19 protein-coding genes are annotated in these 19,463 nt (G+C 53.5%); 14 read left to right on the forward strand and 5 right to left on the reverse strand.

All coding sequences use genetic code 11. From position 1 onward, the window contains the following. From FPK30_RS08185 to FPK30_RS02865, 5 genes are all read left to right on the forward strand, one after another. On the forward strand, positions 1-210 hold a 210-nt coding region (locus tag FPK30_RS08185; RefSeq protein ID WP_222102857.1), incomplete at its 5' end, for a hypothetical protein. A gap of 201 nt (positions 211-411) precedes the next feature. Next, entirely contained in the window at positions 412-1,071 is a 660-nt protein-coding gene (locus tag FPK30_RS02850; RefSeq protein WP_186279348.1) for an SDR family oxidoreductase, read from the forward strand. 194 nt (positions 1,072-1,265) lie between these two features. Continuing rightward, positions 1,266-2,018: a tyrosine-protein phosphatase gene (locus FPK30_RS02855; RefSeq protein ID WP_144085224.1), complete on the forward strand. Its 753-nt coding sequence runs from the start codon at positions 1,266-1,268 to the stop codon at positions 2,016-2,018. A 69-nt stretch (positions 2,019-2,087) separates the two neighbouring features. Continuing rightward, a complete protein-coding gene (locus FPK30_RS02860; protein WP_144085225.1) occupies positions 2,088-3,026 on the forward strand; it encodes an aldo/keto reductase in 939 nt (312 codons plus the stop codon). A 195-nt stretch (positions 3,027-3,221) separates the two neighbouring features. Next, the gene (locus FPK30_RS02865; RefSeq protein WP_045923847.1) at positions 3,222-3,473 is read left to right on the forward strand and encodes a hypothetical protein; all 252 of its coding nucleotides are present in this window, start codon (positions 3,222-3,224) and stop codon (positions 3,471-3,473) included. 182 nt (positions 3,474-3,655) lie between these two features. Here FPK30_RS02865 and FPK30_RS02870 read toward each other — a convergent pair whose 3' ends face one another. After that, a complete protein-coding gene (locus tag FPK30_RS02870; RefSeq protein ID WP_144085226.1) occupies positions 3,656-4,474 on the reverse strand; it encodes a nitroreductase family protein in 819 nt (272 codons plus the stop codon). Positions 4,475-4,580: 106 nt separating this feature from the next. Continuing rightward, positions 4,581-4,946: a DUF4235 domain-containing protein gene (locus tag FPK30_RS02875; RefSeq protein WP_144085227.1), complete on the reverse strand. Its 366-nt coding sequence runs from the start codon at positions 4,944-4,946 to the stop codon at positions 4,581-4,583. A 65-nt stretch (positions 4,947-5,011) separates the two neighbouring features. On the opposite strand from FPK30_RS02875, the gene FPK30_RS02880 reads away from it, so the two are divergent. Continuing rightward, on the forward strand, positions 5,012-5,722 hold the full coding sequence (locus tag FPK30_RS02880; RefSeq protein ID WP_144085228.1) for a histidine phosphatase family protein: 711 nt from the start codon (positions 5,012-5,014) through the stop codon (positions 5,720-5,722). A gap of 97 nt (positions 5,723-5,819) precedes the next feature. On the opposite strand, the gene FPK30_RS02885 is transcribed toward FPK30_RS02880, so the two are convergent. The 3 genes from FPK30_RS02885 to FPK30_RS02895 form a co-directional block, all read right to left on the reverse strand. Next, on the reverse strand, positions 5,820-6,860 hold the full coding sequence (locus tag FPK30_RS02885; protein ID WP_144085229.1) for a LacI family DNA-binding transcriptional regulator: 1,041 nt from the start codon (positions 6,858-6,860) through the stop codon (positions 5,820-5,822). A gap of 77 nt (positions 6,861-6,937) precedes the next feature. Next, positions 6,938-8,686, reverse strand: coding sequence for a glycoside hydrolase family 13 protein (locus FPK30_RS02890; protein WP_144085230.1), 1,749 nt, complete (start codon positions 8,684-8,686; stop codon positions 6,938-6,940). 284 nt (positions 8,687-8,970) lie between these two features. Then, the gene (locus tag FPK30_RS02895; RefSeq protein ID WP_144085231.1) at positions 8,971-9,204 is read right to left on the reverse strand and encodes a hypothetical protein; all 234 of its coding nucleotides are present in this window, start codon (positions 9,202-9,204) and stop codon (positions 8,971-8,973) included. A gap of 42 nt (positions 9,205-9,246) precedes the next feature. On the opposite strand from FPK30_RS02895, the gene FPK30_RS02900 reads away from it, so the two are divergent. The 8 genes from FPK30_RS02900 to grpE all read left to right on the forward strand — a co-directional run bounded on the left by FPK30_RS02900 (position 9,247) and on the right by grpE (position 19,362). Next, on the forward strand, positions 9,247-10,611 hold the full coding sequence (locus FPK30_RS02900; RefSeq protein ID WP_144085232.1) for an ABC transporter substrate-binding protein: 1,365 nt from the start codon (positions 9,247-9,249) through the stop codon (positions 10,609-10,611). Positions 10,612-10,778: 167 nt separating this feature from the next. Then, positions 10,779-11,633 carry a carbohydrate ABC transporter permease gene (locus FPK30_RS02905; protein ID WP_144085233.1) on the forward strand — a complete coding sequence of 285 codons (855 nt, stop codon included), beginning with the start codon at positions 10,779-10,781 and terminating at the stop codon, positions 11,631-11,633. After that, on the forward strand, positions 11,630-12,469 hold the full coding sequence (locus FPK30_RS02910) for a carbohydrate ABC transporter permease (protein WP_420809426.1): 840 nt from the start codon (positions 11,630-11,632) through the stop codon (positions 12,467-12,469). The genes FPK30_RS02905 and FPK30_RS02910 overlap by 4 nt, the downstream gene beginning before the upstream one ends. Positions 12,470-12,472: 3 nt before the next feature. Further along, entirely contained in the window at positions 12,473-14,713 is a 2,241-nt protein-coding gene (locus FPK30_RS02915; protein ID WP_144085235.1) for a hypothetical protein, read from the forward strand. Between the two features lie 56 nt (positions 14,714-14,769). Beyond that, positions 14,770-15,891: a glycoside hydrolase family 172 protein gene (locus FPK30_RS02920; protein ID WP_144085236.1), complete on the forward strand. Its 1,122-nt coding sequence runs from the start codon at positions 14,770-14,772 to the stop codon at positions 15,889-15,891. Positions 15,892-15,907: 16 nt separating this feature from the next. After that, on the forward strand, positions 15,908-16,507 hold the full coding sequence (locus FPK30_RS02925; protein WP_144085237.1) for a DUF624 domain-containing protein: 600 nt from the start codon (positions 15,908-15,910) through the stop codon (positions 16,505-16,507). 229 nt (positions 16,508-16,736) lie between these two features. After that, complete coding sequence (gene dnaK, locus FPK30_RS02930; RefSeq protein ID WP_144085238.1) at positions 16,737-18,635, forward strand: molecular chaperone DnaK; 1,899 nt, start codon at positions 16,737-16,739, stop codon at positions 18,633-18,635. A 1-nt stretch (position 18,636) separates the two neighbouring features. After that, positions 18,637-19,362, forward strand: a complete 726-nt coding sequence (gene grpE / locus FPK30_RS02935; protein WP_232345834.1) for a nucleotide exchange factor GrpE — start codon at positions 18,637-18,639, stop codon at positions 19,360-19,362. Positions 19,363-19,463: the final 101 nt, after the last annotated feature.

Here is a 19,463-nt window from a genome sequence, read left to right on the forward strand (position 1 = left end):
CCCATTCCGAACCCGGAAGCTAAGACCCAGCACGGCAATGGTACTGCACCCGGAAGAGTGTGGGAGAGTAGCACACCGCCGCCACTAAACGTGATTAAGGGAGGCATCTCCAGGACAATATCCTTGGAGATGCCTCCCTTTTTCATATCCGCAACAGACCTGGGCTTAAAGATTCATGCCTTCTCGCAAAGCCACATTCCAAGTAACTGAACGCGGTTAAGCGGAATATGAAAAAGCTGCTTCGTACTCATGCTGACTTGTATTTGAGCGGCCTGCGATTTGATATTCGAAATCACTGATCCGGAAGCTCTGGCTTGTTTTGCCGCCTGTTGTTTCTGGTCCAGGACATCTAGAATGAAAAGCAGCCGAATCTGGCGCACAAAAACACATATGCGAAGAAAGCGGATAAACATGGGCAAAAGAATCATTCTTGTAGGAGCCACAGGCAGAGTAGGTGCATTGACCTGCGCTGATCTGGTAAAAGCCGGTCATGAAGTGGTTGCCTGCGCACGAGGGGCCTCGAAGATTCCCGCCAGCCAGCAGGTGAAACCAATGACTCTGGATTTGCATGACCCGCTTTCCCAGGTAACCGACGCATTCCGCAAGTCGCATGCGGATGCTGTCGTCTTCACTGCAGGATCGCGTGGCAAGGACATCAACCAGATTGACGCCCTGGGAGCCATGAAGACCATAGAGGCCGCTAAAGCGGTCGGCATCACGAGGTATGTCATGCTGGGAGCCATGTATGCAGCCGATTGGCTGCGCTGGGAGCAGCCCCAGGTCAAACCTGCCATCGACGCCCTTGCTGACTATTACGTGACCAAGAACATGGCCGACCAATACCTGATCAGCTCCGGGCTGGACTACACCATTATCGAGCCAGGCAGCCTGACCGAGCAGGAAGGTACAGGAACCATCCAGGTCGAGCCAGACGGGCCCGGTCCCATACCGATCGCCGATGTGGCACAATGCCTGGCCGACTGCATCGACCTGGAGCAGACCATAGGCAGGATCTACAACATCATCGGAGGCAGCACGCCCATCAGCAAGGCCCTGACTGCAAACCAGTAACAGAACCCGCCAATTCCTCAAGAGCAACGTCCGCCTACAGACTATAGCGTGTCTGCAGAGCAACAGGAATGGTACCTTGGTTGCATTGCTTGTTGCCTTTATGCTGTTGATCGCGCGCTGGCGCATTGCGTCCCAGTGACCTTTATGAAGGTGGGGTTGACGTGGGGACTGGGCGCAACCGAAGGAGGTCGTCAATGAACATCACCAATTTTCGGGATCTGGGTGGCATGCGGACCATCCACGGCCGCCGGGTCCGCCAGCACAAGTTCATCCGATCAGGGCAGCTGGTCGGCCTGGACGAAGATACGAAGAGGGAGTTGGTCGACCGCTACCAGGTGACACAGGTTGTGGATTTCCGCCGGCCCTTTGAGAGACAAGAAAGTCCGGACGACAGGATCGATGGTGTGACCTTCACCAACATCGATCTGCTGGAGCAAAGTGGCACCAGCGGCACCAGTTTGGACGATTTCGCCTCGCTGGGTTTGGCGGATCAGGTCAACGGCCACATGTTGAATGTCTACCATGACCTGGTGATGAATCCTGCGGCCCAGCAGGGGTATGGGAAGTTCCTGCGCATCGTCGTGGACAACATCCAGGGGGCTACGCTCTTCCACTGCTTTGCCGGCAAGGACAGGACCGGGTTCGCCGCGGCCTTGGTGCTCTGGCTGCTGGAGGTGGACGACACCCAGGTATTCGCGGACTATCTGAAGACCAACCAAGAGAGGGTCGCGGCCAACAATCAGCTGCTGGACCGATTCCGCGCCAAGGGCTTCGACCAGGATTCGTTGGACGCGCTAGAGATTGCGCTCTGCGTCAAGAAAGAATACCTGGCTCATGCCCAACAGACCATGATCGAGGCCTATGGGGACGTCTTTACCTATGCGCGGCAGGCCCTAGGGTTCGGGCCAGACCAGGTGGAGGCCCTACGTCGCAACCTGCTTGAGTAACCGCATAAGGCTGGAAGGCGGCTGGAGCGGGTAGACTCGAGTCTAGACGTTAATTGCGAGGAGGACATTGTGCGATACATGAACTTAGGACGGTCAGGGTTCCGGGCCTCCCGTGTGGCCCTGGGGGTCATGCGGATCGATCAGAAGAGCCGCGAGGAAGCGCGGACCATTGTGGAGACGGCCATGAATGCGGGCGTTGACTTCTTCGACACTGCAGACTGCTACCATGCCGGGGCCAGCAGCCGAGCCCTGGGACAGGCTCTGAAGGATCTGAGCGTAGACCGTGACAGCGTGGGCATCCAGACCAAGTTCGGCATCTTCCGCAACCCGGACAGCGACCAGATCACCCGCTACGACTTCTCCAAGGATCACCTGCTGAAGGCCCTGGATGAGGAGCTGGTCAACCTGCAGACCGACCATGTCGACTTCGTGCTGCTGCATCGTCCCGACACCCTGGTCGACTTGGACGATCTGGCCGAGGCCTTCAATGAACTGCAGACCAGTGGAAAGGTTCGGCACTTCGGCGTCAGCAACGTCAACCCCATGCAGGTGGAGCTACTGCAGAGCGCGGTAAGCCAGCGGCTGGAGGTCAACCAGCTGCAGTTCGGCCTGGGGCACACCGGCATGGTCGACCAGGAGATCCACGTCAATATGGGCGACGATCCCAGCCTGGATCATGATGGCGGTCTTCTGGCCTATTCGCGGCTGAAGTCCATGACCATTCAGGCCTGGAGCCCCTTCCAGACTGGTTACTTCGACGGGGTCTTCCTGGACAATCCCCGCTATCCCGAACTCAATGCAGAGTTGGACAAACTGGCCAAGCAGCATGGGGTAGCCAAAAGCGCTATTGCTGTGGCCTGGATTCTGCGGCATCCCGCCGGCATACAGGTGCTTCTGGGATCTATGAACCCCGGGCGCATCACGCAGATGGCCGCTGGTGCGGATGTGGATCTGACAGCCCAGGAATGGTACGATCTCTACCTGAGCGCCGGTCACGACCTGCCCTGATCTGTGCTCTAGGGTCGCTCACGTCCACCCGGCTTTAACTGCTTCGGGTTATGAACGATTGCGCCCTGCCAGTCTGATCTTGCATCATCGGCTTGCGTCATCTGGCAGGGCCTGTCTGGCCGGGCGTTGGGCGCTATGAGTGTATAAGTGCGCAGAAGGAAAGTCAGATCGGTTTCGAGGTAGTCGTACGCTGTCATGCATTATTTCACCCCACGACGTTGCGCTGCTACGTCCAAGATCATGTATCACGATCGGGCCAAGGCCCAGCAGGCCGCCGACCGCAGCATGGTCGAACGCAACGTTCTTCTGTGGGTCTACCGTTGCGACTACTGCGGAAGATGGCATCTGACCAGTCATGAGCCGGGCTCCTACCAGCGCACGAGGATGGGCTCGCGAACTTTGAAACCGCATAGCCGCAAACGTGGGTACAAGCCTCGTCGCAGGTGAGGCAGTCATTGCCGAGTTGATGCTGATTGACTCTGCCGGCCCCTAACAGCAAGATCGGATTCCGCTGATCTCGCTGTTAGGGGCCGATTGGGCTTTGTCTGTTCACCTAAGGCCGGTGAACTAGGCTGGTGAACATATCAGGTGAACTCTGCAGTTGTCTGGCCAGCAGGGATTTCGTTGCCCTAGCAGGCTGGGTCGAAGCCCTGTCGGCGAATCGAATCCAGCATGGGTTCATGGCCGGAGGCGGGATTGCGAACCTTGTCAGCCATCATGGCGCTGAACGAGCGGTGGGGGTCGTCCAGGTGCCGGATGTCGCGATAATAGCGGGTGACCGTCTGATCGAAGTCAGCCAAGGCATCCTTCATGTCTGCATCATCGTCGGCCCGCTGATAGGTGTTGGTAAAGATTTGCGCCTGACGAGGCATCCTGGGCTTGGGATCCGGATCCTGGGCCGGATGGCCGATGGCAAGACCCAGCACCGGATAGACCAGTTTGGGCAGCTTCAGCAGATCAATCAATCTGTTCGTGTCATTGATGACGCTGCCCAGAATGACGCCGCCCAGGCCCAGCGCGTTGGCGGCGGTCTCCATGGCGTGCAGGGCCAGGACTGCGTCGTTCTGTGACTGCAGGAAGACATAACCAGTGTTGAGCAGGGTGGTGTCCGGATCCAGATCATCGGCGAATCGCCGGACCAGATCGGCATTGCGGCGCTGGTCGGCCAGGAAGATGTAGAGCAACGGGGCTTCGGCTACATAGCGCTGATGAGCCATATCGGCGATAGCCAGCGCCTCATCATGATCCGTGATCCTGACGGCCGACCATTCATGGAAATATCGGCTGGTCGCTGCATGCTGGGCCGCCTGCTCCAGCAGGGCGATAGTCTGGTCGTCAACCGGTTCGTCGGTGAATCCGCGGATGGAGCGTCGCTCAAGCAAGGTCCGTATGGTGGGATTGTCGGCCGGATTCGAGGCCGGGGTTTTCTGTGAATTTGATAAGGTCATTTTGACATTCTGGCCGTCAACGCCTGCCAATGCAAGACCTTGTCGTCAAAATCACGCAATCAGCGTTATCAGGACCAGCCTGGTTATCAGTCAGCGTCCTGTGCTTTCAGCTCTGATGGCGGCGATCGATCAGAGCCTGGGAACCACGCTCGAACAGGCCTGAGACCAGAGCGATAACGGCTGCCGACAGAACGCCGAAGAGAAGACCGTCAGTAGCACTCTCCTGATCCTCTTCAGGGCTGTCCACGCCTCCATTGCGCTTGCGGACCAGCCCGCTCCAAAAAGCCTGGAAGAGCTTGCCAGCCAGCAGTGCGGCGATGCTGGGAAGCGCAAACTTGACCAGCTTGTCTGTCAGCGATTCCGGGTCCGATTCAATCGAGTTGCGCATGTCATTCACCTTGCCATCCACCTGATGAAGCATGCCGACCACTTGGTCGGCCATCCCGCCAGGTTCCCGTCCTGAGTCCGTCATGGGTCCATTATCCCACACGCCTGGGTGTCTGGGGCGTGACCGGACCGTGGGTTAAACTGCTATCCATGGACATTGCGAAGAATACGTCGGGCAATGATGCCTCGACCGAGAGCGAAGGCTACGCTGTGCTGCTGCGGCATGGTCAGACAGTTTGGAGCGAAACCGGACAATATACGGGGCGCACTGATATCCCCCTGACTGACCAAGGGTGCGAACAGGCCAAAGAGGCGGGTCAAAGGCTGGCTAAGGCCTTCCCCAACGGGTTTGACCCTGACTGCATTTTTTCCAGCCCCCTGCAACGAGCCAGACAGACAGCCGAGCTGGCCGGTTTCCCTGATCCGGCGCCGATGGATGAGATCTTGGAGTGGGATTACGGTCCGGCCGAGGGGCACCGTCCTCAAGACGTGGTGGCCAGCCTTGGCCGTGACTGGAAACTGTGGATTGATGGTCCGCATGCTTTGGGCATCGATGAGCTGGCTGGCGACCGGGTGGTCGATCTGCCTTCGGGCAGCCCCGTTTCCGTACATGTGACTCAGGGCGAAAGTCTGGATCAGGTAGCTGCCCGTGCGCGTGGGATCGTCGAATGGCTCGAGCCCCTGGTTTGTTCGGGGCGGCATGTGCTCCTAGTAGCGCACGCCCACATCCTGCGTATCCTGACGACGCAGTGGCTTGACTTGGACCCCCATAAGGCCCAGCTGTTCAGGATGAATACGGCGCATTACGGTGTTCTCGGCATCTACCAGGGCAAGCGTGTGCTCAGGCAGTGGAACGCGTGATTGAGCTGAATATCGAATTGTCTCTTAGTGGGTTTGACGATTTCGATTGAGTCTGAACGGGATACATCAGCCTGGTCGAGCAGTAATTCATGGTGCGTTATGGTTGTCGTCCAGATGCGAGGCTTTCAGCCTCATGCCTTGGACGAGATGTACTGCTGCGTAGAATTAGCCTCGCAGGTACTGTTTCGCAAGGGTTAGTTATTTTCTTGCCCGCAATAAGGTCTAAAGCTTTCTTGGCGGCAATCTCTCCAAGTCGTATGGGATCCTGATGGATTGTAGTCAATCCGACTTCATGAGCGTACAGGCTGTCATCGAAACCTGTCACCGAGATCGTGACAGGTACCTCAATGCCGCTCTTCTGCAATTCAAACATTAAGGGCACGGCTATGCCATCCTCTTGGCAGGCTATAGCAGTGGGAAGGGATGAAAGGCTGAATATTTGCGTTAAAGCATCATCTATCTGGTCATGGCTGTCTGCAACCTTGATAATGGTGGGTTCCACTCCATTGGCTCGGCAGGTATCGAGAAAGGCATTAACGCGCTTTTGCGCACTGAAATGAAGTACCGAAGCATACATCTCCGTAATGATGAAGACAATATTTCGGTGCCCCAATGACAGGAGATGACGTGCCAGTAGCATGCCTCCTTGCACGTCATCAATATTGACTGCCGCGTCGAACAGCTCCGATAATGATGAATTGATGCCGACAAGAGGAACATCTACTGAATGAAGTCGTTCAACTTCGTCCTTGTCTATGTCAAACGAGGTTACGATGACTGCATCAGCGTTGCGCCTGATAGGGAGATCACGGAAGAAGTTTTGTCGTTCTTGAAGGGTCAGAATTCGACGTATAGCAATGTCATAGCCAGCCGGGTTAAAGATTGTGTTCAGCCCTTCCAAGATTGAAGAATTGAACCAGGACTGGATAGGGCTGTTAATCAGTAATGCGATACGTAGCGACTGTCCTGATTTCAGTACAGTCGCTGATCTCATGATGGAGAAGTTCAGTCGGCGCGCTGCCTCAAGTACCCGTGCCCTTGTCTTGTCGGATACCAATGAAGGGTTGTTGAAAGCTCGTGAGACTGTGGAAACCGATACGTGTGCCGAGGCGGCAACATCCTGAATTGTCGCATTCACAGGGTTGCCGCCTTTCAGTTGTTCCCAGCGCTCGCAGGCCGAGCTCTCCTTCTAATGCGGGGATCGGTCGTAAATGTTCACTCTAATAATATCCATGCAGTGGCATCTCGAGGAAGAAGGTTGTCTACGATTTCTACTGAAGCAAGAACTACGCTACCGGCAGGTAAAGGAATGGGGCGTTCGCCGAAATTGGTGATGACTGCTAGTTTGCCATTTCCGCTGCTGCATGATCGGGTGTACGCAATCACTTTCGGATCGTCATAGTCCGTCAGCCAGGTCAGAGATGTATTAGGCATCTCTGTCAACAATCGTGCACGTTTAGCTATGGCCTGTCTGTAGAGACTCAACATGGATGATGGATCTGACTCTTCGCGATTAACGCAGAACCTTGCGAACCACATGGGTTGGGGCAGGTGAGGCTTTACGAATTGCCCGGATTTGCATGTGGAGAATCCGAAGGTTCCATTCTGCCCGAATTTCTGATTCCATGATGCTGGCTCGGGGGAGTCATGGTCATCCCAAGGCAAGGGGACACGGCAGCCGTCACGTCCCTTTTCTTTTAAAGGTCCTTTGGAACGTACGGCTGTTGGATCCTCTAAGCGCTCCCACGGAATGTCTGCCACCTCAAAGAGACCTAATTCCTCCCCTTGATAAATGTATATAGACCCAGGCAAGCCCATTTCAAGTAGGATAGCGGCCCTTGCCCTCTGTGTACCTAGCACGCGGTTTTCTTCATAGGACTTGCCGTTTCGTAGCACCCAGTCCTTAGCTAATTGATGCTGTGTTCGGGAGTGGATCTGCGGCAACGCATAACGGCTGGCATGTCGAACCAGATCGTGGTTGCTCATTACCCATGTAGCCGTTGAGCGGGAGCGTTCGGCTGTTTGGAGACCATCCTCAATCGCATTCCGAATTTCTGAGGAATCCCAATTGGCCTTGGCAAATTCGAAATTGAATACCTGTCCTAATTCATTCTTGGAGGCATAACGGTATTGGTGATCCGGCTCGACCCAAGCTTCTCCAACCGCAAACCGAGCCGGTGTATATTCATCAAATACTTTTCTCCACTCGCGGTAGATGTCATGAACCTCCGGACGATCCCAGAGAGGATTGCTCCCATCTGGATTATCTTTGTTTTGCAGGGTCCATTGGTTTAGCTCTTCCAAAGGCCGGTTTAATACGTCTTTGGCCAGGCCATGTGCGACATCGATGCGGAACCCATCGGTTCCATGATCGGACCAGAAGCGAAGCGTGCGCTTGAAGTCTTCGCGCACATCCGCATTCTTCCAGTTTAAGTCGGGTTGTTCGGAAGCAAATATGTGCAGATACCATTGGCCGTCTTCAACTTGTTTCCATGCAGAGCCACCGAATTCTGATATCCAGTCAGTGGGAGGAATGGAACCATCAGGACCTCTGCCGTCACGGAATATATACCGGTTACGGGCCTCAGACCCTTTTGGTGAGGCAAGAGCCTCCTGAAACCAAGGGTGATGATCCGATGTATGGTTGGGCACAATGTCAACAATGACTTTGATCCCATGTGAGTGAGCTGTTGCTGTCATGGTATCGAAATCCGCCATAGTTCCTAGACGCGGGTCGACATTGCGGTAGTCAATGACATCATAGCCACCGTCGACCAGTTCAGAAGGATAGAAGGGTGAAAGCCAGATGGCATCGACTCCTAGGTAATCCAGATAGCTTATTTTACTCGTAATTCCAGCGATGTCGCCAATCCCGTCTTTGTTCGAGTCTTTGAAGCTACGTGGATAAATTTGATAGACGACCGCTTGTTTCCACCAGTCGTCCTGTTTCTGCATCTGCTGCATAATGCTCCTCCTGTGACATTGTGCTGCGGCAACAGGTAAGTGGCCTCACCGATATGCCTAGTCTCATGCCGGCTGCACTGCCAACCTGTACGATTATTGGATGGATGTCTCTATCGGATCGATCGAAAAGACATACCGATCCGTATTGCTTTTATTTGCCGCCTATGGCCTCCTCTTTCAGCAAGTGGTATACAGATAACCTATACTATAGAGATGACAACGATTGCAATTGAGAGTTGCAACAACTTATTATGCCATGCAATTATTATAAGGCATCTGATCAGCTATGAAGACTCATTACCGAAACTATAGAACAATAAAGGGGCTTGAATATAAAAATAACCCCGACTGACTGCCATTGAAGGCAATAAAATAGAGAAGTAATGGAACTGATGCATACGTTGTTTCTGTTTTTGATAGAAGCAAATAGCTGCAATATCAGCTAAATAAGAAGTCCTTTTGATTTTGAAGTGCTGATTATCTTGCTCATATTTGACAACGGTTGCAATAGATGCCATACTACAAGTGTCCATGAGAATTCGCAAAGGAGCGTGAGCAATATGCACAGCGGTATCGTGAAAAGTATGACTGTCATGACCACGGTAGCCATGCTGGCGGTTGGTTTGGCGGGCTGTGGTGGTGGTTCGTCCGCTTCCGGTTCCGACAAGGGAAGAGTCTATTTTCTAAATCACAAATCTGAAGTAGCCGATCAGTACCATCAACTGGCAAAGGATTTCACAAAGAAGACCGGCATCAAGGTTGACATTGTCACGGCCGCGACCAATACACTAGACCAGACCACACAGTCGGAGTTGGCCAAAAAGGATGCGCCGACCATTCTGAGTATTGGCATGGATAACTTCCCGAAATTCAAGAAGTATCTGCTGCCTATCCAAGACACTGATGTCTACAAGCTGCTGGATAAGAATGGCAAGGAGTATTCCATGAAGGATGGAAACGATTCCTTCACCTTCCCCTTTGCAGCTGAATATTATGGCATCATTTACAATAAAAAAATCATCAATGAATATGGGACTAAGCCCTACGCAGTAGTTAAAAGTGTCGACGAAATTAAGGATTACGCGACATTAAAGAAAGTAATTACTTCAATCCAGGAGCACAAAGACGATTTGGGTCTGCAAGGTGCAGTGACTACGCCGTCGGTAGACGCTTCCGATGAGCACAGGTTCGTATCCCATATGTCACGCATACCGCTTTACTACGAATATCGGGACTCCAATACAACTTTCAAACCTGAATTGAAAGGCACTTATTTGAAGAATTACAAGGATCTTTTTGATCTCGAAGTTGCTAGCAGTCCGTCAAATCCAAAGACAGCCAGCAATAAGACTTATGATGACTGCGTCGCTGAATTTTCCCAGGGACAGGTTGCTTTCTTCCCTGAAGGGGTCTGGGCCTACCCATTGATTCGCAATAACAAGGTAGCGGATGAGGATATGGGCATGCTTCCCTATTGGATGGGCATTCCTGGCGAAGAAAAAATGGGACCTGCGTCTGTATATGATGCTTCATGGGCAATTAACAAAAAAACCAGCAAGGCCAATCAGGAAGCATCCCTGAAGTTCATCAAGTGGATGGTTACTTCCGAAGAAGGCAAGGAAACTCTTTCGCATAAGATGAGTTTCTCTGTGCCTTTCTCAGCATTCAACGACAAATACCAGCCCAACAATGTTCTTACTTTGTCTGCGCGAGCCTATGAGAAGCAGGGTAAGCCGCTGGTTCGCAGTTTCAACCTCCCCAGCACTCAGTGGGGCGATAACCTGGCCAACGCGCTCTTGGAATATACCCAAGGTACCAAGGACTGGAACAATGTTGAGCACAGCTACATTAATGGTTGGCAGAAGGACTGGAAGCTGGTCAAACAGACAACCGGTGCCTTACCGACTGCCACTAAACTTCACTAATTGATCGCAGACGAAAGTGGTCGTCTGAATAACAGCATCGCCGACGGGGACAGACCCTTAATGCGTGCGAAACGCATGAATCTGCCCCCGGCTTTGTCATGAACGAAGGCTCATAGCTATTCCGAACAAAGTGGGCGACCACAATACGTCAGAAAGTCAGCAACATAATGATATCGATGATAGGCAAATCCATACGCAAATGGTGGATGTTGTTCTCCTTGCCGACCTTGGCAGCTTTTATGGTGGGGTTTGTAGTGCCTTTCATTCTCGGCATCTACTTAAGCTTCACAAACTTCACTACTATTACTGATGCTGAGTGGATTGGTGTCGGCAATTACTCAGGTGTCCTTAGTGATCCGGAATTCATACATTCCCTGGTCCTTACTGTTCTATTTACAGTGATAACTACCGTCATCATCAATGTTGTCGGGTTCATGATCGCCTATATGCTGACTAAGAAAATCAGCGGGTCGACATTGTTCCGCAGCATCTTCTTTATGCCTAATTTGATTGGCGGTATCATTCTGGGATACATCTGGCAGTTGCTGCTCAATGGCGTGCTGTCGTTCTGGAACCGGTCTATCACCTTCTCGGCGACGTATGGATTCTGGGGCCTGGTGATACTTACCTGCTGGCAACAAATCGGCTACATGATGATTATTTATATTGCCGGGTTGCAGGCTTTGCCGGGGGATGTCATCGAAGCTGCGCAGGTGGATGGTGCCAGTCAAGGTCAGACATTGCGGCGCGTGATTCTGCCCCTTATGATGCCCAGCATCACGGTGTGCACATTCTTGACCATAACCAACGGATTCAAGACATTCGATCAGAACCTTGCATTGACTAATGGTGCTCCATCCAATAATTCCGAGCTGATCACGCTCAATATCTATCGAACCTTCTACGGAACCGCTGGTATGGAGGGGGTCGGGCAGGCCAAAGCTGTCATATTCTTCATCATTGTCGCGATAGTGGCGATTGCTCAAAATCGCCTCTCTGCAAGGAAAGAGGTGGCATTGTGAGCAAAAGCACCCTGCGTCACGGCCGTTTGTGGACCGTGTTCTTTTCGCTGGTCTCATTGCTATGGATTTATCCGTTGATACTAGTGATTATCAACTCCTTTAAGAAAAAGGCATATATTTCCACAGAAACTTTCAGCTTACCCAATGCAGAAAGTTATGCAGGACTGGAAAACTATCGACGCGGCATTGATCGCACAAATCTTTTAGTCAGTTTCTGGTGGACCATTATTCTGACCGTAGGAAGTGTGTTGTTGGTCCTGCTATGCACATCTATGTGCGCCTGGTGGATAGTTCGCGTTAACAACAAATTCGCAAAGCTCATCTATGTGCTGTTCCTTTTCAATATGATCGTACCTTTTCAGATGATCATGTTCCCACTGTCCAAAATCACCGACATGCTCGGGTTGAACACGCCCTGGGGTTTGTGGGTAATCTATCTGGGCTTCGGTGCCGGTCTCGCAGTCTTCATATTTACAGGGGCTGTGAAATCGCTGCCAATGGAAGTCGAGGAATCAGCCATGATTGATGGGGCATCGGTTCCACAGACTTTCTTCAGAATCATCCTGCCCATGATGAAGCCGACGGTCATGAGCGTGGCCATTCTTGAAACCATGTGGATCTGGAATGACTTCTTGCTGCCATATCTGACATTGGATATCAGAAAATACAAAACAATATCGATAGCAGTGCAATATCTAAAAGGCGGCTATGGCGCTGTCGATCTGGGCGCCATGATGGGCTGCCTGGTCTTGGCCATCATACCGGTCGTCGTATTTTATGTGCTCTGCCAGCGATACATCGTTGAGGGTATCACTACTGGAGCTGTAAAGGGGTGAGCTGTGGGTGAAGTAACCAGTAGGAAATCGAGCGGAATAAGAGGCTTCCAACCAATAATGGGCCAGTCGGTCTCTATGGGCTATGATGCCAAAGGCGGTGCTCGTAACCGGTCCTCATTGTATGCTGCGGCAGGATTGGAATGGCCGAACGACTATATTCCAGAGGATGAGATACCTCGATATAATGATTACCCATTTTGTGTAGATGTTTCTAATAATCGACTTCTGGCTTCGCTAGATCGTTCGGCATTCGTTCGGCGTGCAGTAGTCGGTGTGGGGTCTCAGGATGCGCGGGGTTCTGATGCCCCAGGCGTATACACTAAAAAACAATTGGCTTACTTCGATGGTCATTGTGGATTGTGCATGTCGATTGACGGCAGACCTTTGCAACAGCCTTCCCTGAGCTTCGAGAAGGGGGTGGTTCCTGTTTTTGGCTTCTGCCGGCGCGACGTCGAAGTGATGCTGCGGGTATTCGTGCCAGCTGTCTATGAGGCAAAGGCGAGTGCTGTTTTCCTGCTGGCTGAGGTGAGAAATCAGAGTGATTCGTCCCATGCGCTGGGTATTGAGTTGGATTACGAAGAATCAGGTCAATCAAAGTGGCCGAATTTGGCAACGGACGTAACGCTGATTGTTGAAGGTAATACCGATAACCATGGCAGCTGTCAGATGAGTATTGATGCCGGACAGATAATACAGATCGGCTGCATTTGCAGATTCGGTGTAGGCGTGCTTCCACCACCTCCAGTGGTAACTCTTGAGGAGATGGATTGCGCACTTGCGAAAGTTTTGGAGTCCGTGGGCTCACAAGGAGTGCTAGAAGTACCAGAAGAGCCGTGGGCTGGTGAGGAGCTGACACGAGCGGCTGAACTTGCTAGGCAGAGTGTCCTTCAACTTGCTAACGGTGAGGTCATAGGCTCTTTCTGGGGGTCTAATGTCAATCCGAAGCCTGATGTATGGATGAGGGATTTTTCCTACACGGCTATTGGCTTAGTAGATACGAATCCACAGTTGGCATATAGGTGTGCTAAATATCTTTGCGCTGCCAGTGCTCCTGGCGAGCCGTGGGGCACCACTGAAGAAGGCCAAGCAGGTGAATTATCGTATCGGCACTCTTTGGGTAACGCCTGCATGGGCGCAGTTGTCCTCTCGATGATTTATCGACGTTATGGCTACGACTTGGTGGATCAGCCTGATTCGGTGATTGTCGATTATCTTCATCAGCTTGCAAGGTGCATGATCGTCGACCGGCCTGATCGAGGATCATTGTATGCCACGCGTTTTATTTCCGATGGCTTGTCTCGCGGGGACTTTCATACTGGTTCCAATATGCTTGCATGGAGAGCTGCAGATGCCTTAATTGAAGATTTTCGTGCTCTGTTTGATAACAGCACGATCGAGACGCTGTCGTCGATTCGTTCACAACTCGTGGAGACCATTGAAACGCTGTGCGTGGGGTCTTTCGGTCAGGGTGAGCAGTTCGTGGAAGGTGCATATGCCGATGGCACTCTAGTGCCAATTCATGATGCTGAGGAAAGTGATTTAGCGCTTGCAAGCGTTTATGGTTTTACCAAACGTGATGATCGCCGCATCATCAACCATATGTATTGGGCTCATAGCACAGGTAATCCATATTATGCCCGGATCTCCCGCGGCATTGATTTCTGGGATTTCGACGGAAGCAATGGCGTTTCATATCCTGGGCACCTGTGTTTACTGAAGCGGACAAGGAATCGTGAAGATCTTCGGCAGGCTTTTGCAGCAATACGTAGGACAACCGATTTAGATGGGTCGTTTTGGTGGTGGCCGTTTAAACATGACGAGACGGATGCGAATCGAGTAAAACGAGGTCTGGGAAAGTGCGGCTGGTGCGGTGGTGAATTCGTGAGTCTCATACTCCATGACATTCTCGGAATACAAACCGATGCGAAAACCAGCTCTGTAAGCTTTGCACCGTATCTGCCTTGGCGCAAGGCTAGCCTCACCGGTTTCGCTTTTCTGGATGGCACAGTGGATTTTGTGGTGGACGACAAAAAGCTTAGCCTAGTAAACAACACAGGTCGCGATATCCATGCTCGTCTACAACTTTGCATGCCCGCAAATTCCATGCTTGAAGATGTCAAAATCAATGGTTCGAGCAGGAGGATGGAAGCTCAGCTGGTCAGGCTGTTCGACAGTTCTTCAGTAGTTTTGAAAGAGATAGTGGGCCCACGGAAGCGGATTGATATGACTATCGCGATTTCCTAAGCGATCAATAGCCGACATACAAGTTTGGACGAATCAGAAAGCGAATGGTGCGATTGATGGTGCAAGCATACGAGAATGACCTGCTTTATCGCCTGCTGAGGCCCAGGCATGGTGTGACTAGGTGCATAAATGGGGAAAATCCTCAGGGGGGCAAAGGGGAAGCTGGAAATTCAAGCAGTCGTTTAGGGTTTACCAGAAAAGGGCATCCCAGTCTGCCAGTTCTGCGCCGCGGCGAAACAGTCACTATTGCAGATATTCAGGAGCCGGGGATCATCAAGCATATGTGGTTCACTGTCACGGATGCCACTTCGCCACAGGGCTTGTATGTTCTTCGGAATCTGTTAATTAAAATCTATTGGGATGGTGAAGAGAGACCGTCGGTCGTCTCTCCTTTGGGTGATTTCTTCTGCTGCGGACATGGACGGAGTGCTCTGGTGGATTCCTTACCTATCTGCGTTAACCCAACGAGAGGATTTAATTGCTACTTCCCCATGCCGTTCAGCTCGGCTAGAATCGTGCTGGTTAACAACCACGACGAGGATGTGCAATCAGTCTTTTATCAGATCGATTATGAACTTAATGATGCACTGCCTGACGAGCTGATGAGGTTCCACGCTCAGTGGCGGCGGGAACCTGTCACTACTAGACAACAGGATTACACCCTGCTTGACGGTGTAGCGGGTAACGGAATATACGTGGGTACCTATTTGGCCCTTACTGCTTTGCAATCACGATGGTGGGGCGAAGGTGAGTTTAAATTCTTCATCGATGGAGATAACCAATTTCCTACCTGGTGCAGTACTGGTGCTGAGGATTATTTCGGTGGTGCTTGGAGTTTTCGATCGGAAACAAATAAAGATGCCATGCATGAACAGACCTATAATAGGGCCTTCATGGGCTACCCATTCTATTCGCGGACATCTGGGGGTGAAGCCAGTGATTATTGGGATGACTCAGGTCCTGTAGTTCGGGGAATGTATCGATGGCACCTAATGGACCCAATTATCTTCCATCAGGATTTGCGGGTCACATGGCAGCAGATAGGAGGCCGCGAGAGCGGAATGTTCGAGCGGGAGGATGATGTGGCCACTGTGGCTTATTGGTATCAAACAGAACCGCATCTGCCTTTCCCGACTGTTGTCGAAAAGCCTGATCCAAATCTGCTGATGCCTAGGTGACGTCGAAAAGAACATCATGCATTTTCTGTCGCCAGAGTCTGCCTTCATGCGTGGACTATCTACGGTTATTGATGCAGTATGGATAACCATCTTGATGATTGTGGCATCGTTGCCCGCAATTACTGCAGGCTCTGCTCTGGTCGCTGCGAATTATGCGGCCAGGAGATCTTTGGCGGGCATCGGACATGTGACACGAGATTTTTTCGCTGCCTTTAAAAGCAATTTTATGCAAGCAACCATCCTGTGGCTGATTCTTGGTATTCCTGGTGCTGCTTTGATAGTCCTCTGGATTGTTGTGCGTTCATGGGCGTTACTGGCTCCACAGCTTATTGCTACCTGTTTTTGGATAATCAGTTTTGAGTGGGTTTGGTGGTTACAGGCGCGATTTGCCAACTCTCTTGTGGGAACATTGAAGAATTCATTGATTTTCGGGCTGACTAAATGGCCATATACCGTAGTGATCGTAATGCTTGACTGCTTCATTTTCGTACTTCTATTCGCCTCGATGGCTGTTATGCCCCGCGGTCTTTTTTTGCTTGCTCTGGTGGCGCCTGGAGGCTTGGTCATGGTTAAGAGCGCAATTTTAAATTATGCAATGCGTTCCTACGTCGCATAAGAAAGTGACCATCTGAAACTGATGCAGGAGTCGTTTACTTAGTTGGGAATAATATTTGCCAGAAGAAGTTGAGTGATGTAGGCTCAAGTTTCGGAGTGGTCATGATGGCTGCTTGCCCGGGCCGACGGGAGCCGGCCATCGGGACCACGAACGAAGCGCGAGCGGAGAACGTGAACGATGAGGTGCAGGGCCAGACCCTGCGCCCCAATTTCATCAGGAGGTAACGAGTATGGCACGTGCAGTTGGCATTGATCTGGGAACCACCAATTCCTGCATTGCAACCTTGGAGGGCGGCGAGCCCACCGTAATCGTCAACGCTGAGGGCGCGCGGACCACGCCATCGGTGGTGGCGTTCAGCAAGTCCGGCGAGATTCTGGTCGGCGAGGTGGCCAAGCGGCAGGCAGTCACCAATGTGGATCGGACCATCAGCTCGGTCAAGCGCCACATGGGCACCGACTGGTCCGTCGAGATCGACGGCAAGAAGTGGACCCCGCAGGAGATCTCGGCCCAGATCCTCATGAAGCTCAAGAGGGATGCCGAGTCCTACCTGGGCGAGCCCGTCACTGACGCGGTCATCACCTGCCCTGCCTACTTCAACGACGCACAGCGTCAGGCCACCAAGGACGCCGGCAAGATCGCCGGCCTGAACGTCCTGCGCATCATCAACGAGCCCACCGCCGCGGCCCTGGCCTACGGCCTGGAAAAGGGCAAGGAGGACGAGCGCATCCTGGTCTTCGATCTGGGTGGTGGCACCTTCGATGTCTCCCTGCTGGAGATCGGCAAGGACGACGACGGCTTCTCGACCATTCAGGTCCAGGCCACCAACGGCGACAACAAGCTGGGCGGCGACGACTGGGATCAGAAGATCATCGACTGGCTGGTCACTGAGGTCAAGAACAAGTACAACGTCGATCTGTCCAAGGACAAGATCGCTCTGCAGCGGCTCAAGGAAGCTGCTGAGCAGGCCAAGAAGGAGCTGAGCTCCTCTTCGTCCACCAGCATCTCCATGCAGTACCTGGCCATGACCCCCGACGGGACCCCCGTCCACCTGGACGAGACCCTGACCCGCGCCCACTTCGAAGAGATGACCTCTGACCTGCTGGGCCGCTGCCGCACGCCGTTCAACAACGTGCTGCACGATGCCGGCATTTCGGTTCAGGACATCGATCACGTGGTGCTGGTCGGCGGGTCCACCCGTATGCCCGCCGTCAAGGACCTGGTCAAGGAACTGACTGGCGGCAAGGAGGCCAACCAGACCGTCAACCCTGATGAGGTCGTGGCTGTCGGCGCTGCCGTGCAGTCCGGCGTCATCAAGGGCGACCGCAAGGACGTCCTGCTGATCGACGTGACCCCGCTCTCCCTGGGCATCGAGACCAAGGGCGGCATCATGACCAAGCTGATCGACCGCAACACCGCCATCCCGACCAAGCGCTCCGAGGTCTTCTCGACCGCTGAGGACAACCAGCCTTCCGTGCTGATCCAGGTCTATCAGGGCGAGCGCGAGTTCGCCCGTGACAACAAGCCCCTGGGCACCTTCGAGCTGACGGGCATCGCTCCGGCTCCGCGCGGCGTTCCTCAGATCGAGGTCACCTTTGATATCGACGCCAACGGCATTGTGCACGTCTCCGCCAAGGACAAGGGCACCGGCAAGGAGCAGTCCATGACCATCACCGGTGGTTCCGCCCTGCCCAAGGACGAGATTGACCGCATGGTCAAGGAGGCCGAGGCCCACGAGGCTGAGGACAAGCAGCGCCGTGAGGACGCCGACACCCGCAACGCCGCCGAGTCCGCCGCCTACCAGACCGAGAAGCTGGTCAACGACAACAAGGACAAGATCTCTGACGAGGTGGCCAAGGAGGTCACCGACAAGGTCAACGCTCTGAAAGAGGCTCTGAAGGGCGAGGACATGGACAAGATCAAGAACGCCCAGAGCGAGCTGATGACCTCTGCCCAGAAGATCGGCCAGGCCCTCTACGCCCAGCAGGGCTCCGCTGACGCTGCAGGCGCTCAGGGCGCTGCAGGTGCCGCCGGTGCTGCCCCGGGTGCGGACTCCTCCGCGTCTGCTGATGACGACGTGGTGGACGCCGAGGTCGTGGATGACGACGACAAGAAGAAGGACGGCGAGTGACATGTCGGCCTTCGACAAGGATGATACCGGGCCGCTGAAGGGCGACCCGGCCGCCGCCGGCGAACCGGACGGGAACGAGGCCAAGGCCTCCGACGCCGCTTCGACGCCCGATCAGGAAGCGGCTCGCGGCCGTCATGCCGGCAAGAGCGCAGCAGACGAGAGTCAGGCGGCCGACAAGGCTCCGTCGGATTCCTCCGCCAAGGACGCGTCGTCAGCGGATGCTCAGGCTGACAACAAGACTGATGCTGACTCGGCCAAGGAGGAGAGCACCGACAAGGGATCAGATGGGTTGACGCCCCTGGGACAGGCCAAGAAGGAGGCCGCCGATTATCTGGAGGCCCTCCAGCGTGAGCGGGCCGAGTTTGTCAACTTCCGCAACCGTGCCAAGAAGGAGCAGGACATCTTCCGCCAGCATGGCATTGTGGATGTGCTGACCGCCCTTCTTCCGGCCCTTGATGACATTGACCGGATCAAGGAGCACGGGCAGATGGACGACTCCTTCCAGGCTGTGGCCAAGAAGATCGACAAGACCTTCGAGAAGTTCGGCGTCGAGAAGTTCGGTGAAAAAGGCGAGGACTTCGACCCCACCAAGCATGAGGCCATCCTGCACAAGCCGGACCCCGAGGCCAAGAAAGAGACTGTTGACACGGTGGTTGAGGCAGGCTATCGGATCGGCGACCGGGTGATTAGGGCTGCCAGGGTAGTGGTGACCTCGCCCGGGCAGTAGCAGGGACGGCGATTGCGGACCTTCCGCAGGCTGAATCGACGCCTTCGCATGCGGCGGCTGGGTGGGGTACGGTCCCGCCCGCCGCCGCACGCGCAAGAGCG

It is taken from the genome of Bifidobacterium apousia (genome assembly GCF_007559275.1).
GTDB classification, from domain to species: Bacteria; Actinomycetota; Actinomycetes; order Actinomycetales; family Bifidobacteriaceae; genus Bombiscardovia; species Bombiscardovia apousia.

Excerpts from the sequence above, each read along its gene's own strand:
- FPK30_RS02850 (WP_186279348.1), top strand. The coding sequence starts at position 412 with ATGGGCAAAAGAATCATTCTTGTAGGAGCCACAGGCAGAGTAGGTGCA.
- FPK30_RS02855 (WP_144085224.1), top strand. The coding sequence starts at position 1,266 with ATGAACATCACCAATTTTCGGGATCTGGGTGGCATGCGGACCATCCAC.
- FPK30_RS02865 (WP_045923847.1), top strand. The coding sequence starts at position 3,222 with ATGCATTATTTCACCCCACGACGTTGCGCTGCTACGTCCAAGATCATG.
- FPK30_RS02870 (WP_144085226.1), bottom strand. The coding sequence starts at position 4,474 with ATGACCTTATCAAATTCACAGAAAACCCCGGCCTCGAATCCGGCCGAC.
- FPK30_RS02875 (WP_144085227.1), bottom strand. The coding sequence starts at position 4,946 with ATGACGGACTCAGGACGGGAACCTGGCGGGATGGCCGACCAAGTGGTC.
- FPK30_RS02880 (WP_144085228.1), top strand. The coding sequence starts at position 5,012 with ATGGACATTGCGAAGAATACGTCGGGCAATGATGCCTCGACCGAGAGC.
- FPK30_RS02890 (WP_144085230.1), bottom strand. The coding sequence starts at position 8,686 with ATGCAGCAGATGCAGAAACAGGACGACTGGTGGAAACAAGCGGTCGTC.
- FPK30_RS02895 (WP_144085231.1), bottom strand. The coding sequence starts at position 9,204 with ATGGCATCTATTGCAACCGTTGTCAAATATGAGCAAGATAATCAGCAC.
- FPK30_RS02900 (WP_144085232.1), top strand. The coding sequence starts at position 9,247 with ATGCACAGCGGTATCGTGAAAAGTATGACTGTCATGACCACGGTAGCC.
- FPK30_RS02905 (WP_144085233.1), top strand. The coding sequence starts at position 10,779 with ATGATATCGATGATAGGCAAATCCATACGCAAATGGTGGATGTTGTTC.
- FPK30_RS02920 (WP_144085236.1), top strand. The coding sequence starts at position 14,770 with ATGGTGCAAGCATACGAGAATGACCTGCTTTATCGCCTGCTGAGGCCC.
- FPK30_RS02925 (WP_144085237.1), top strand. The coding sequence starts at position 15,908 with ATGCATTTTCTGTCGCCAGAGTCTGCCTTCATGCGTGGACTATCTACG.
- dnaK (WP_144085238.1), top strand. The coding sequence starts at position 16,737 with ATGGCACGTGCAGTTGGCATTGATCTGGGAACCACCAATTCCTGCATT.
- grpE (WP_232345834.1), top strand. The coding sequence starts at position 18,637 with ATGTCGGCCTTCGACAAGGATGATACCGGGCCGCTGAAGGGCGACCCG.